At 41.7% G+C, this 14,048-nt stretch carries 18 protein-coding genes; 9 read left to right on the forward strand and 9 right to left on the reverse strand.

Going from position 1 to position 14,048, the window contains the following annotated elements; translation table 11 throughout:
• Genes D0463_RS07875 through mnhG form a run of 3 tightly spaced genes read left to right on the forward strand, consistent with a single transcriptional unit; the run spans window position 1 to window position 1,113 of the window.
• The gene (locus D0463_RS07875) at window positions 1-477 is read left to right on the forward strand and encodes a Na+/H+ antiporter subunit E (RefSeq protein WP_117306849.1); all 477 of its coding nucleotides are present in this window, start codon (window positions 1-3) and stop codon (window positions 475-477) included.
• The gene (locus D0463_RS07880; protein ID WP_117306851.1) at window positions 477-761 is read left to right on the forward strand and encodes a Na(+)/H(+) antiporter subunit F1; all 285 of its coding nucleotides are present in this window, start codon (window positions 477-479) and stop codon (window positions 759-761) included. Before D0463_RS07875 ends, D0463_RS07880 begins: the two co-directional genes overlap by 1 nt.
• A complete protein-coding gene (mnhG, locus tag D0463_RS07885; protein ID WP_117306853.1) occupies window positions 745-1,113 on the forward strand; it encodes a monovalent cation/H(+) antiporter subunit G in 369 nt (122 codons plus the stop codon). The genes D0463_RS07880 and mnhG overlap by 17 nt, the downstream gene beginning before the upstream one ends.
• A 53-nt stretch (window positions 1,114-1,166) precedes the next feature.
• Here the strand turns inward: mnhG and D0463_RS07890 are convergent, their stop codons facing one another.
• On the reverse strand, window positions 1,167-1,565 hold the full coding sequence (locus tag D0463_RS07890) for a hotdog fold thioesterase (RefSeq protein WP_117306854.1): 399 nt from the start codon (window positions 1,563-1,565) through the stop codon (window positions 1,167-1,169).
• Window positions 1,566-1,701: 136 nt separating this feature from the next.
• Window positions 1,702-3,207 (reverse strand): leucyl aminopeptidase, encoded by a 1,506-nt coding sequence (locus D0463_RS07895; protein WP_117306855.1) that lies wholly within the window; start codon window positions 3,205-3,207, stop codon window positions 1,702-1,704.
• 241 nt (window positions 3,208-3,448) lie between these two features.
• On the opposite strand from D0463_RS07895, the gene D0463_RS07900 reads away from it, so the two are divergent.
• Together D0463_RS07900 and D0463_RS07905 are read left to right on the forward strand one after the other, a co-directional pair.
• The gene (locus D0463_RS07900; RefSeq protein WP_117306856.1) at window positions 3,449-3,931 is read left to right on the forward strand and encodes a divergent PAP2 family protein; all 483 of its coding nucleotides are present in this window, start codon (window positions 3,449-3,451) and stop codon (window positions 3,929-3,931) included.
• 10 nt (window positions 3,932-3,941) lie between these two features.
• Window positions 3,942-4,739 carry a cobalamin-binding protein gene (locus D0463_RS07905; RefSeq protein ID WP_117306857.1) on the forward strand — a complete coding sequence of 266 codons (798 nt, stop codon included), beginning with the start codon at window positions 3,942-3,944 and terminating at the stop codon, window positions 4,737-4,739.
• 165 nt (window positions 4,740-4,904) lie between these two features.
• On the opposite strand, the gene D0463_RS07910 is transcribed toward D0463_RS07905, so the two are convergent.
• The 4 genes from D0463_RS07910 to D0463_RS07925 form a co-directional block, all read right to left on the reverse strand.
• Window positions 4,905-5,585 (reverse strand): 3D domain-containing protein, encoded by a 681-nt coding sequence (locus D0463_RS07910; protein WP_117306858.1) that lies wholly within the window; start codon window positions 5,583-5,585, stop codon window positions 4,905-4,907.
• Between the two features lie 152 nt (window positions 5,586-5,737).
• Complete coding sequence (locus D0463_RS07915; protein WP_117306859.1) at window positions 5,738-6,055, reverse strand: YuiB family protein; 318 nt, start codon at window positions 6,053-6,055, stop codon at window positions 5,738-5,740.
• Window positions 6,056-6,145: 90 nt separating this feature from the next.
• Window positions 6,146-6,265, reverse strand: a complete 120-nt coding sequence (locus D0463_RS19330; RefSeq protein WP_160118381.1) for a YuiA family protein — start codon at window positions 6,263-6,265, stop codon at window positions 6,146-6,148.
• An 863-nt stretch (window positions 6,266-7,128) separates the two neighbouring features.
• Window positions 7,129-8,346 (reverse strand): NAD(P)/FAD-dependent oxidoreductase, encoded by a 1,218-nt coding sequence (locus D0463_RS07925; RefSeq protein WP_117306861.1) that lies wholly within the window; start codon window positions 8,344-8,346, stop codon window positions 7,129-7,131.
• A 443-nt stretch (window positions 8,347-8,789) separates the two neighbouring features.
• Between D0463_RS07925 and D0463_RS07930 the strand changes: the two genes are divergently transcribed.
• Both D0463_RS07930 and D0463_RS07935 read left to right on the forward strand, forming a co-directional pair.
• Window positions 8,790-9,782, forward strand: a complete 993-nt coding sequence (locus D0463_RS07930) for an NAD(P)/FAD-dependent oxidoreductase (RefSeq protein WP_117306862.1) — start codon at window positions 8,790-8,792, stop codon at window positions 9,780-9,782.
• Window positions 9,783-9,922: 140 nt separating this feature from the next.
• The gene (locus D0463_RS07935; protein WP_117306863.1) at window positions 9,923-10,561 is read left to right on the forward strand and encodes an SDR family oxidoreductase; all 639 of its coding nucleotides are present in this window, start codon (window positions 9,923-9,925) and stop codon (window positions 10,559-10,561) included.
• A 66-nt stretch (window positions 10,562-10,627) separates the two neighbouring features.
• Here D0463_RS07935 and D0463_RS07940 read toward each other — a convergent pair whose 3' ends face one another.
• Window positions 10,628-10,990 carry a HesB/IscA family protein gene (locus tag D0463_RS07940; protein ID WP_117306864.1) on the reverse strand — a complete coding sequence of 121 codons (363 nt, stop codon included), beginning with the start codon at window positions 10,988-10,990 and terminating at the stop codon, window positions 10,628-10,630.
• A gap of 256 nt (window positions 10,991-11,246) precedes the next feature.
• On the opposite strand from D0463_RS07940, the gene D0463_RS07945 reads away from it, so the two are divergent.
• On the forward strand, window positions 11,247-11,942 hold the full coding sequence (locus D0463_RS07945; protein WP_367946572.1) for a DUF2225 domain-containing protein: 696 nt from the start codon (window positions 11,247-11,249) through the stop codon (window positions 11,940-11,942).
• Window positions 11,943-12,055: 113 nt separating this feature from the next.
• Here the strand turns inward: D0463_RS07945 and D0463_RS07950 are convergent, their stop codons facing one another.
• Entirely contained in the window at window positions 12,056-12,292 is a 237-nt protein-coding gene (locus tag D0463_RS07950; RefSeq protein WP_117306866.1) for a YuzB family protein, read from the reverse strand.
• A 295-nt stretch (window positions 12,293-12,587) separates the two neighbouring features.
• Here D0463_RS07950 and D0463_RS07955 point away from each other — a divergent pair, with 295 nt between their 5' ends.
• Window positions 12,588-13,655, forward strand: coding sequence for an NAD(P)/FAD-dependent oxidoreductase (locus tag D0463_RS07955; RefSeq protein WP_117306867.1), 1,068 nt, complete (start codon window positions 12,588-12,590; stop codon window positions 13,653-13,655).
• Window positions 13,656-13,693: 38 nt separating this feature from the next.
• Here D0463_RS07955 and D0463_RS07960 read toward each other — a convergent pair whose 3' ends face one another.
• Window positions 13,694-14,017, reverse strand: a complete 324-nt coding sequence (locus tag D0463_RS07960; RefSeq protein WP_117306868.1) for a YuzD family protein — start codon at window positions 14,015-14,017, stop codon at window positions 13,694-13,696.
• Between the last annotated feature and the right edge of the window lie 31 nt (window positions 14,018-14,048).

The following is a 14,048-nucleotide window of genomic DNA, read 5'->3' on the forward strand; positions in this document are numbered from 1 at the left end:
ATGGCCTTTCAAATATTGTTGAACGTGTTCCTTGCTTTTATATGGATGTTTTTAAAAAATGAATATACCGGGACCACCTTTTTAGTCGGTTATTTCTTTGGTCTGCTGATAATCTTGGGCATCCGAAGGTTTTTCGACAGCAGGTTCTATTTACTGCGTGTCTTTGCGGTTGTGAAACTGATCCTTATTTTCACCAGGGAGCTGATTCTTTCCAATATTTCAGTGCTAAAGGTCATTCTCAGACCAAAGCTGGATATCCGGCCGGGCATCTTTGCCCTTGAGACGGAACTGGAGAAGGATTGGGAGATCACCATTCTCGCAAACCTGATCACGTTAACACCGGGTACTCTCGTAGTGGATGTTTCTCCCGACAATAAAACGCTCTATATCCATGCCATGGATATCGCTGATAAAGAAGAAGCAATCCAGGATATTAAAGGTTCGTTCGAAAAAGCGATTATGGAGGTGAGCAAGTAATGTTTGAGATTGTTTTGCAGATTTCCCTGCTTTGTGTCTCCATCTCCATGCTTGGCCTCCTATACAGGTTAATTAAAGGTCCCACCGTTCCCGACAGAGTAGTGGCCTTAGACGCAATGGGCATAAACCTAATTGCGATTATGGCGCTAACTTCCATGCTCCTGGATACAACCGCTTACCTGGAAGGCATTCTTTTATTAGGGATCCTTTCGTTTATCGGAACCGTTGCGTTCTCGAAATTCATAGAGAAAGGGGAAGTAATCGAAAATGACCGAGATCTTTAAATTCATTTCAGGAGCATTTATCTTGCTGGGTGCCTTCCTATCGCTAGTATCGGCGTTCGGCATCATCAGACTCCCTGACGTCTATACACGTAACCATGCAGCCTCGAAAACTTCAACACTAGGAATTATGTTGCTGCTGACCGGCACATTTATTTTTTTCTTTGTGGAACATGGCCATTTTAATTCGAGAATCTTACTTGGCATATTTTTTATCTTCATGACCGCTCCGGTTGCCGGCCATCTGATCAGCCGGGCTGCCTATAATACGGACGTTAAGCTTTGGGATCAGAGCGTTGAGGATGACTTGAAGGAGAGCCGGGAATCAAAGCCTTCCCTGATTGAGAGGGAATAATTGGTTATAAATACTTTATTTGTAGTCCCTTTGGTACCAAAAGATGCAGACGCCTAAGCGTCTGCATCTTTTTTAATGGAGATTACCGCAAGGGTACAACGGGATACGCTGATCAGTCTCTCTTCTTCGTCACGGATTTTTATATCCCATACCATCGTTGTTTTCCCTTGATGCAGAACATTCCCTTCCGCCGTCACTACGCCATTTCTTTTTCCGCGGATATGGTTCGCGTTTATTTCAAGGCCGACGACCGCTTCCTTCTCTTTGTCCACCAATTCAAAACCCCCAATGCTCGCCACTGTCTCAGCAAGGGCCACGGAAGCGCCACCATGAAGCAGGCCGAATGGCTGCCAGGTCCTCTCATCGACCGGCATCGTCGCGATCACCTTGCCCTCCCGCAGCTCGGTAATCTCTATTCCCAATGTGTTCATTAATGTTTTTTCAAGGTTCATTTCGGTTCTCCTTCTCTATCTTTTTTTAAATTGGTTCTTCATTCCCTCTCAAAAACCCTTCTTTTCAGACGATTTTTTTCACAAGGCTGAGCGGGCAGTAAAAAAACCGAAGCCTGTAAAAAGCTTCGGTTTTTTATTACTCTTTTTCCGCTGTAAATCTTTCCACCAAAAGCGCCAGAGTCCTTGCCATCACTCCTGTAGCGCCGGCTGTGCCTAAATCAGAAGCATTGCTTGTTGTAGCAGTTCCGGCAATATCAAGATGCACCCAAGGTGTACGTTCGGCAAATTCTCCGATAAACGCTCCCCCCATGATAGCGTGGCCCGCACTTCCCGGTGAGTTGTTCAAATCCGCTATCTTGCTTCCGCGCACGCGTTCCTTGTCTTTCTCCGTAATCGGAAGACGCCACATCGGTTCCCCCGCTTCAAAGGAAGCTTCCAGTACCTGTTCAAAGAATTCCTCATTATTGGTCATCGCGCCGGTCATTTCATTCCCTAACGCTGTGATGACACCGCCCGTCAATGTAGCAACATCGACCAAGTAATCTGCTCCATGTTGCTTCGCATATGTAACGGCGTCAGCAAGGACAAGGCGTCCCTCTGCATCGGTGTTCAGCACTTCAATCGTTTTCCCGCTCATTGAGATAATGACATCATCCGGCTTGAACGCATTTCCGCTGATCATGTTATCTGTGGAAGGGATGACAGCGACCACATTTTGTTCCGGTTTTAATTCCCCGATGATTTCCATGGCGCCCAAAACGGATGCCGCGCCGCCCATATCCGTTTTCATCCCGACGATGCCGGCTTTGGTTTTAATCGAGTATCCTCCCGTATCGAAGGTAACTCCTTTACCGACAAGACCGATAACGTCCTTCCACTCTTCCTTGCCTTGATATTTCAGAACGATCATTTTCGGAGCCTCTGTTGATCCCTGGTTAACCGCTAGCATGGCTCCCATGCCAAGCTTAAGCATTTCTTCTTTCTCAAGGATTTCCGCTTCAAAACCATAGCGTTCAGAAAGCTTTAATGCGTAATTGGCGAGATCGGTAGCTGTAAGCAAATTACCGGGAGTGTTTACCAAATCTCTCGCCGAATTTGTAGCTCTTCCGAACACATGGCCTACCGTTAAGGAAGCTGAAATCTCCTCTTCATCGGCTTCGCTATAGATTGTGACCGCCTCAATTGCTTTATCGACTTCATTTGATTTTTGCTTATAACCCGCAAATTCATAGGCTGAAAGTGCCAATGCCTCGCCGAAAGCATGGGCCGTGTCTAACGCATCCACATTTGCTGTCGTGAATGTATCCAGTGCCAAGGACACATTAGTTAATTTGGAGCCTTTCAAGAACTTAACAGCCTTACCAAACGCTTCTCTCAGGCTTTCAAACGTCAGTTCTTTTTCCTTTCCTAAACCTACGAAAATCAATCTCTTTGCTCCAAGGCGCCCGAGGGTATGTACTTTGGCTACTGATTTCTTTTTGGAAGAAATCTCTCCTTCCTTTACCAACTCCGTCAACTGACCGTCTAGCTTTTCATCTGCAGCCTGTGCCACTCCTTCCAGCTTGACCGGTTTATCAAAAACGCCCATCAGGAGACATTCCTGTTTATCATCTAAGTTAATGTTCTTTTGAACAGCAAACATTGTTCTACCTCCAAACTTTTCTTTCATACATTATATCGAAGTTACCATCAATTATGAAATTTCACTTCATCTAAAAATTTTATAAGTAAAAAAGATTTTTTCTGATTTACGTTTAGTGTGTATCCAATTAGTTTAAAGACAATATATCTATGGAATCAGAGGCGTAATCAGAAAAGATTATGGAAAAACTATTCAAAAACCTCTGCAATGAAGAATAACTAGTGGAAAGTAGGTTGGTCGCATGGAAATGTTTTTGAATTTCTCTTTGGTCGCATCCTTGACGGCGATTTTTTTCGCTCAATTCGTTAAGGTGCCGATTCAATATATCGCCCTTAGAAAGTTGGATTGGTCGCTGCTCACCTCCACCGGAGGAATGCCCAGCTCCCATTCTGCGGCGGTGACAGCACTGGCAACAGGCGTGGGACTGGAAGCCGGGATGACCTCTCCTGTATTCGCGGTTGCATTGATATTTGCTATCATTACGATGTTCGATGCCACAGGGGTAAGGCGTCAGGCAGGTGAGCAGGCTGCGGTACTGAATAAGCTTGTTGCGGACTTCAATGTATTTGTTTCGGAAGCAAAAAAATGGCAAAATAAAGAAGAGGGGCAAAAGCAAAGAAAGCTAAAAGAGCTGCTTGGCCATAAGCCGATTGAAGTATTTTTTGGCGGGCTGACAGGAATCTTTATCGCACTTTTTCTTCATTTTTTTATTTTTAAAGGGTAGGTGAATCTATGTGAGGATTATCTCAATATGTCCCAGCAATACCGAACTTTGCGCCTATCTTGGTATCGAAGACCAACTGATCGCAGTTGATGATTATTCTGACTGGCCCGAAATCGTCGCCAGCCTGCCTAAATTAGGTCCAGATTTATCGATCAACATAGACCGGGTTCAAGAACTGCAGCCAGACTTGGTGTTAGCCTCCTTAAGCGTGCCAGGGATGGAAAAGAACGTTAAACAGTTGGAGGAAAGAAATATTCCCCATATTGTGCTGAACCCGCAGTCCCTTGAGGATATAGCCAATGATTTAAAGATATTGGGGGAAGCTGTAGGTAAAAAACAACAAGCCGTACAAAAAGCGGAAGAGTTTTTAAATATAATCGGACAATTTAAAAAGGTTTCCGCTACGATTGCAAACAAGCCTTCGCTTTACTGGGAATGGTGGCCGAATCCGCTATTCAGCCCCGGAGGCATTAACTGGTTGACTGAAATAAGCCGGCTAGCGGGGGCTTATAACCTGTTAGAAGATATCGAGCTTGCAAGCGTCCAGGTGTCACCCGAAGAGATCATTAAACGCAATCCCGACTTTATTTGCCTCGCATGGGTTGGCGTTCCCGAAGAAAAAGTCAGACCCGCGCTGGTAAAAAAACGCAAAGGCTGGGATGAGATGGATGCCGTTAAAAGTGACAAAATCCTCATTCTTGAAGAACCTCTATACTGTCGGCCATCCCCTCGCCTGATCGAAGGCTTGACTAAACTTGCAAAAAGGCTTCATCCCGAAAAATATAGGGCGTTAGAAATACATTTTTAAGCAACACCATAAAACCTTGCCCCGAAATTGGAGCAAGGTTTTTGCTGGTAAATAAGTATTAGCCTTTTCACTTTGGAAATAGACTATATAAGTTGAATTTATGAATTTAAAGTTGTTAATCAATATTTTTGGCTCATTCATGTGAAACCTATATAGAATTGAAGGCTATTTTTTCGCCTTCCTGGTATATTGCTGGCGGAAAACCTGCATGTCTTTATCTTCATTCAATGCGGTCAATTCTTGCTCGGATAATCGTCCGTTTCCTTTCTTCACTATGTATACGTCCAATGTCTTTTTTCCCCAATCATTATATACTTCATCGACGGTATCATAATAAAGGTCCAATTTGTTTCCTTTTATGGCTCCGCCTTTATCCGCAACGACTCCAAAACCATAATGCGGAATGAAGAGGATCGTCCCCACCGGAAATACTGTTAAGTCCGCCGCAACGGTAGAATACAAATCGCGTTTTACTTTTACACCCGAGTATGTGATTCCATAAGAAGGACTATCTGGATTCTTTCCAGTAGATTCATACCCTGCTGTGTAACCGGTTGCCACAACCTTATGCTTGGGATATTCGGAAAAGTCCAAAGATTCCTCAATTGATTTCTGTTCCGTAACCGAAGTCACCGTTTCATTCATGTTATCAACCTGCAATGCTTTAAAACCAAGATTATCGTTCCGATTTCTATTTACAGTTGGTTCCTTCTTAAAAGAATTATATCTTTCTGTCATGTACATACTTGCGTCGACTCCGGTAATGTGAACGAAAGTAGTATGAAGTGCCAATATAAATAACAATATAATAGCGACCCTTTTACATATGCTTTTTATTTTTTTCATATAAAATTTTTTCACTCCTCACAAGAATATTACTTTCCCAAAAAACAGAGAAGTATTCCTATGAGCGCGAATTATTTTTTTAGTATAACAAGCAAAGTCAGGAAAAAGAGCGAAAAAAAAGGCTTGCATATGACATGCAGCCTGACTTTTCCCTAAAACATTCGGTATCCCATTTTTCGCAACAATTTTATGACAAATCCAGCTAAAATTGCACCGGCAAGTCCGCTTAGCAAGATGATAATATCAGCAGTATGTAATGCTGAAAAATTCTCCCCAAGCTGTCCAAAAGAATCACCCGGATTCCTGAAGTACTCAATTAATTTCACTTTATTAACGATTGAAATGGCTACTAAAGGAAATATAAAAACCATAATCCAAGAAGAGCGAAAAAGCATATTCAGCAAAAAGCCGATTCCAAAGAATAAAACAAAAAATAAAAGCACGGATATAAGTAAAATAGGTATAGACATCTGTACTAGCCCCTCCCTAAGAAGCATCATTACTAGTGTACTTAATGAGGAGGGGCTCGTCAATATTGTATACTTTAACCCTTTTCTTTTTTAGTTATCTTGTTTTTTTCCGCTTCCTCCGCAGCAGGAACAGGTTTCTGAGCCACCGAGTAGTAGCTGGAAATATCCTTTTCCCGAACAATAGTCGCATTCATTATTTTTAATTATCATAAAAATCACCCTTCGAATAAAAAGTTTTAATTTTCTGATAATATAACAAAAATGTTCAAAAATGAAAAATCCCATAACTATTTATGTAAACGGATACATATATCATTTTCTTCTATTAGCTTTATTTTTATCCAGTTTACTGAAAATTGCAAATACTTTTATATGTCATATAAACAAACTGGTTTCCCGGATTCAAGCCGTCTAAAAGGGTCCCCTCATGGTTTCTTACTTAAAAGAAAGTAGTTGTCCGAGCATCAGCGAGCGTGTTCTTTCTCGCGCAATTATTCATTAACTGAATCAATTTCATAAATTTCACTCTTAGAGCCCCAATGGTTCTGAAACGCAAAAAAGGAGCACCTCCCCAAAATGTCGAAATGAGTAAGTTACCACCAAGGTCCATTTTGACATCGTTACGTTCATTTATAATGCTTCATTTGTATCCATGCTCAGTTAAGTTAACAAAATATACGCTGTGTTAGTACTCACTCCTGATTTCCAAACGGGTTTCTTTTCGCTGCAGGCGGCGACTCCTCGAAAATGCATACGCATTTTCTCGTGCGGTGACTATTCATGGATGATGATTCAACGTCCTGCGGGAAAGCGTGGCCAGGTGAGACCCCGCAGGAGCGAAGCAACGAGGAGGCTCGCGGACCGCCCGCGGAAAGCGTCCGCCTGTAGCGGAAATCAACAGCCAATTTCAACAGGTACAACCTTAAGAAAATTTTTAAGTAATTAATATTCAGTTGGTCTGTGTTTCTTTATAAAAAGGAATTATGAAATTGATTCAACTAAGTAAACATTCATACGCATAAAATTAAAAAACTGCCAAGGAATAATCCCCGGCAGTCGTTCATGATTTAATATTATAAAATATTGAATTTCCCTTTTTTGATAACCATTGACGGTCCGCCAATCATATAAAGAGCGCGGTTATCGATCATTTTCTTCATGAATGAAGCTTTCTTTCCTGTCATTTTCTTGCCGAACGCAACACCGATGGCATCGTCTTCACCTAGCGAGCATACCGTACCTTTAATATCAGGAGTAAATGCTTCCAGGTTTTCCTCGTTACGCACTAAAGCTGTAAGGTTCTTCGCGACGACTTCTCCTTGTTGCATCGCAATTTGTGCAGTAGGTGGATATGGACGGTTAATTTCCTCGTTGATGATCAAGCTGCAATCCCCGATAATAAAGATATTATCATGCCCTGGTGCGCGAAGATCAGGATTGACTTTGACACGGCCACGCATAGCCTCGATGTCGGAAGCCTCGATGATCGAATTACCGCGGATGCCCGCAGCCCATACAACAGTACCGGCTTTAATTTCTTCCACTTCATTTTCCCCTTTGGCCACAATGATTCCTTCAGGTGTACAGCCCTTGATGGCAGTGCCGATTCTAAACTCAACACCTTTTTTCTCAAGGTGAGAAACAGCATAGCTTACAAGCTCTGGATCAAAGCCTGGTAGCGCACTTGGGGCTGCTTCAACACAAATGACACGTACTTTATGGAAATCGACATCATATTGTTTGCAAAGCTCGGGAATCCGGTTCGCCAATTCACCAAGAAATTCAATTCCTGTGAAGCCGGCACCGCCGACAACAATTGTCAAACGCTCATCTTTCTTTACTTCTTCAGTATTATAAGTAGCAAATTGATATTCAATATGGCCGCGGATTTGACGCGCAGAGTTTAGGTTAGAAATGGAGTATGCATACTCTTTCATCCCCTCAATTCCAAAAGTTTCTGATTCCCCGCCAAGAGCCACTACAAGGTAATCATAAGAAACTTCGCCGTTTCCAAGCTTAACGACCTTTTCAGCCGGTTTAATTTCTATCGCCGTATCTTGAATGAAATCAACTTTACTTTTGTCAATGACGCTGCGAATATCGTAGCGTACTTGATCGGGTTGCAGAGTGCCTGCAGAGGCTTCATGCAGCCAAGTTGTTTCATAATGGTAATCATTCTTGTTCACTAATACGATTTCAGCTTCGTTTACTCCTAAAGACTTTTGTAAGCGCGTTGCGGTCATTAGACCACCGTAACCTGCACCCAGAATAACTATTTTCGGCTTTCTCACGGTATCACTTCCACCTTTACAATTTTTGTGGCTTTCCATAATTATATGTTTTCACAATAGGACAAACTTCATTATAAAAAGCTAAAAGTACTGATTGTGAATTACTTCACGAACGAATCCAAAAAAATGGCATAAAATCTTAACAAAATAATGTCTAAATAAATATTATTCCTTTTTATCTTCTTTTTCAAGACTGAAAACGCTTTTTTCAGGTAAAAATCATGTTTACAACCATTTATTTGTTAAATAAACGTTAAGAGTGAAGTCCTGTAACGAAAATAGGAGTTATTATCATCCATTAGCAACAAGAAAAAGCTATTGGAATATTCTTAAGAATGAATCACTTTTCACAATATCTTTGTTTTTCCATGCCTTTTTTCTTTAGTCGACAGCAATTTATGCTATTATATTAAATAAACAATTTTTACTTGAGGAGGATTACATTGAAGGAGAATGAAAAGGTATATGATATTACGATCATAGGCGGAGGCCCAACTGGCTTATTCACTGCATTTTATGGGGGAATGCGGCAGGCATCCGTTAAGATTATCGAAAGTCTTCCACAGCTAGGTGGACAATTGTCTGCGCTCTATCCGGAAAAGTACATATATGATGTAGCAGGCTTTCCGAAAGTCAGGGCACAGGAGCTCGTTAACAACCTTAAAGAACAAATGGCAAAATTCGAACCGACGATTGCTCTTGAACAGGCTGTTGAAAAATTAGAAAAGCAGGCAGACGGCATTTTTAAGCTTACGACTGATAAAGAAATTCACTATACAAAAACTGTCATTATCACTGCAGGCAACGGTGCATTCCAGCCTCGCCGCATTGAATTGGAAGAAGCTCATCAATATGAAGGAAAGAACCTGCATTACTTTATTGATGATTTAAATCGATTTTCAGGCCAAAAGGTCGTTGTCTTCGGCGGTGGAGACTCAGCGGTTGACTGGGCGCTGATGCTTGAACCGATTGCAGAAAAAGTGACCCTTGTTCACCGCCGCGATAAATTCCGCGCACATGAACACAGTGTCGAAAATCTTAAAAATTCCAAGGTGGAAATAAAGACTCCATATGTCCCGGCTGAAGTCATTGGCGATGGCAATGAAATAAAACAGGTAGTTTTAGAAGGCGCCAACGGGGAGGAAAAAGAAATACTCGATGTGGACGCAGTCATTGTTAACTACGGCTTCGTTTCTTCTCTCGGCCCGATTAAAGAGTGGGACCTTGAAATTCAGAAGAACTCCATTGTGGTGAATTCTAAAATGGAAACAAATATCCCGGGCATCTATGCCGCAGGCGACATCTGCACTTACGATGGGAAGGCAAAGTTAATCGCAACCGGTTTCGGTGAAGCGCCAACTGCCGTTAATAACGCGAAGCAATATATCGACCCTAAAGCACGTGTCCAACCCCTACACAGTACTTCCATGTTTTAAGTCTCATTTAAAAAGGCCTGCATAAGCCAGCATTATTGGCTTTGCAGGCCTTTTTTTGTTTACTAAAAACAACAGTGGGTACAAACACTATAGTGGTGATAACAAAAACTTAGCAAAAGAACGTGAAAGGATGATACATTTTGAACATTTTAATAGCTGGGGCAAACGGAAAAACAGGCAAAATCCTTGTCGATCTTTTAGTGCAAAAAGGACATACCGTTAAAGCAATGATCCGAAAGGAAGAACAATCCGAAAAAATGAAGGGACTGGGGGCAGTGCCGGTACTGGCAGACCTTGAAAAAGACACCAACCATGCCTTTAAAGATATCGATGCCGTCATTTTCGTTGCAGGATCCGGCTCAAAAACCGGACCCGAAAAGACAATCGACGTTGACAGAAATGGAGCGATTGGACTGATTGATACTGCGAAGAAAAACGATGTCAATCATTTTGTCATGCTCAGTTCCATGGGTGCCGAACACCCGGAACAAGGTGTAAAGGAAATGCAGCACTATTTCCAGGCAAAGCACGACGCTGATGAGCACCTGCTAAATAGTGGTTTAGGATTTACCATCGTCCGCCCTGGATTTCTGACAGATGATGAACCGACCGGTGAAATCATCGCCCAGACAAAGCTGGAAAATAATAAAGGGGAAATTACCAGAGGAGACGTTGCGACGGTCCTGGCTGAGTCTCTAGAGTTGGACTCGACAAAAAATAAAACGTTTGAAATATTAAACGGCAATGTTCCTATAGGAGAAGCCCTGGATCATTTGTAAGATCGGCTCCATTCATACAAAACAGGGGACCCTGGCATTTACGCCGGGTCCCCTGTTTATTTGTTATTAGCAATTTTCCGGTGCACCGGCATTGGCTGCCGTACGGAAGGACGATCCGCAACCGCATGAGGCAATCGCGTTCGGATTATCAATCGTGAAGCCGCCGCCCATCATGGACTGCTTGTAATCAATTTTAATTCCGTTCAAAATCGGGGCATCCTGGTTATCGACCAGAATACGGATACCGAACTGTTCAAGCAGCTGATCCTGTTCAGCTGCTTCCTGTTCAAAGCCCATTCCATAAGAAAGTCCGCTGCAACCACCGCCTTTTACAGCTACTCTTAAGAAAGACCCTTCTTCGCCATTATGCTTCATCATTTCTTTTATTTGAAAAGCTGCCGCTTCCGTTAATTGTAACTCTTCATTCATATAAAACCCTCCCTTAATAAATTTGAGAAAGTGCAAAATTTCCACTTGAAACCATCAGGACAATACTCTCTATTGTGAGAAGTTCTTTACTACCCTAGTATATACTAAAAAATTGAAGGTGCTCAACTCATATACATTTTAAAAGCTGAAACAATCCAAATTAATCCTGTAAAAGCATTAACATGTTCGCTATAATTATTTTATAGGGACAAATTCCCAGGATAAAAGAATCACATTATACCTACTTCAAAGGGTGATGGAATTGGAAGAATTACAGCCTGCATTTGACCGGAAAGTTGAATGCATCTATTGTAAAAATAAATTCACAACTAAAAAGCTTCGGGCCAAATTTATTAAGGTAACCGAGTACGATACTGATTTCCGTCCACAATACGAAAGCGATCAAGCCAATCCGCTCTTTTATAATATTTTCGTCTGCCCAGAATGCGGATTTTCGTTTTCCGAAGATTTTACGAAAACTTTTGCACCCGGAACAAAGAAACAGATAGAGGAAAAGGTCACATCAAAATGGACGAAGCACAATTACAGTGGCGAAAGAACAATCATAGATGCGCTCAACACTTATAAACTGGCCGGTTATTGTGCAACGTTAAAAAAGGAAAAACATATCACTACGGCTGGTATTTACATGCGGATTGCCTGGCTATACCGTCAAAAGAAAGAGGATGAACAGGAAATTCGATTTTTAAAGCTCGCTCGGAAGGAATATCTTGAATCCTATTCAACGGAAGATTTTAAAGGGACACAAGTCACGGAAATCCGTCTCTTGTATTTAACGGGCGAGTTGTCGGTCAGAATAGGCGACATTGCTGCGGCAACAAAATATTTTTCCATGGTTATCGAGAAACAAAAACAAGCTGTGGAGACGAAGCTCGTTGAAATGGCAAGAGAGCGGTGGCAGGAAATCCGTGATCGACAAACTGCGAAATAAGCGAATGAAAACCTGAAAAAGAAGCTGACCATGAGGACAGCTTCTCTAAAAGATTGGTTTTATTAGGAAACCGTCTTTACGCCTTTCACATGCTTGAAGGGTCGGAATTTACTTTAAAACATTGGATTTTCTTCGAGATATTTATATATATTTTCGACAAGTTCTTCAGGTGTATCACCTGTAACCGGCTCGCCGTTAACAAGAGCATATAAGCTTGCTGCACATTTTCCGCAATAACCCAAACAACCGTATTCTACAATATCAAAATTGGGATCTCGCTCTAATTGTTCCAAAGCCGGATAAGCTCCACTGGCAAGGTTGCTTATGCAAAATTCTATGATTGGGTTCATTCTCTCACCTCTCTATCACTAACAGATTATCCTACCCTTTTTCTTTTAAACAGTCAACGAAACAAGTTTTGGAAAACGCTTTATTTTCACAATATTATTGTGATTTTGTCACAATTTCGATATACTTTGTATGGATTTAAAAAATCGCAATATTTGAATTTGACTATGATTATTTAACTATTTAATATCGTTATCTTGGCGCCGTAATTTATTTCGCTGTAACGATAATATCTACAATATGGGGTAAGTGAAATTAGTAACAAGTTATTCTGTAGAAACAAAGGGGAAATTCACGATGAGAAACTTAGTCATACTTGGTGGCGGTTATGGTGGAATGAGAATACTTGAAAAATTATTGGATGGACAACTTCCCGATGATGTAAACATAACTTTGGTTGATCGGAATCCATATCATTGCTTAAAAACCGAATATTATGCATTAGCAGCGGGAACGATTTCCGATCAACACATCCGGGTCGCATTTCCGGAGGATACGAAATTGAATGTCGCATATGGAGAAATCAGCTCTATTGATTTAGAGGATAAAAAAGTACTCCTGAAAGACCAGGATCCAATCGAATATGATGACCTGGTGATTGGGCTTGGATGTGAAGATAAATATCACAATGTTCCGGGCGCTGATACCTATACATACAGCATCCAAACGATCGATAAATCGCGCCGCACCTATCAGGCCCTGAACAATCTTGGGACAGGATCAACTGTTTCCATCGTCGGTGCAGGGTTGAGCGGTGTCGAGCTGGCAAGTGAACTGATAGAAAGCCGACCTGATTTAAAAATTAAATTATTTGACCGCGGCGATCATATTCTTTCCGCTTTTCCTAAACGATTAAGTACATACGTTGAATCATGGTTTCACAAACATAATGTTGACATCGTTCCAAATTCAAATATTACCAAGGTTGAAGAAATGCTGTTATATAACCATGACAAAGCGATATCAAGTGATGTAATTGTCTGGACTGCCGGAATCCAGCCGAATAAAGTTGTCAGAGATATGAATATTGAAAAGGATAAACAGGGCAGGGCGATCTTAACACCGCAGCATTTCCTTCCGACGGATGACAGCGTCTTTGTAGTAGGGGACTGCGCAAGCCTTTCTCATGCTCCGAGCGCCCAGCTGGCTGAAGGCCAGGCTGAACAAATCGTAACGGTCCTTTTGAAAAAGTGGGCAGGCGAACCGCTCCCTGAAAGCTTTCCGACTATCAAATTAAAGGGCGTGCTGGGCTCGCTTGGCAAAAAACACGGCTTTGGCCTTGTAGCAGACCGTGCCATTACTGGAAGAGTAGCTCGTTTATTAAAATCAGGAATCCTGTGGATGTATAAGTATCATAGAGGTTAAAAAAGTTTTGAAGAGTATCTCTCTTCAAAACTTTTTTCTTAGCCTTTATAGCCGTACTTTTCCATTTCTTTAACAATTGTTTTTAACTGCGGATTGCCTTCTCCGACTATTTCATTCTCAATGACTACCACTGGATAGAACAAGTCTTCTTCTATGACCCTTTTGGAGAAATCCTGCTTTTTTGGTTCCGCTTGGGGATTGAATATGTCAATATAGGTAATCGTAAAATTCTGGTCCGGGAATTTCCTGGAGAGGGCTGCCTCAAGCCATTCATATGTTTCCTTTGATGATGGCAGATTTACACAGCTCGCACATATTTGTTCGGCACCGTATACTTGTATCTCAATCTCTTTTTGCTCCATGTTTCCCCTCCTGCTTATTTATTTCTATTGT

Source organism: Bacillus sp. V59.32b (genome assembly GCF_003429085.1).
In the GTDB taxonomy this organism is placed as follows: domain Bacteria; phylum Bacillota; class Bacilli; order Bacillales; family DSM-1321; genus Peribacillus.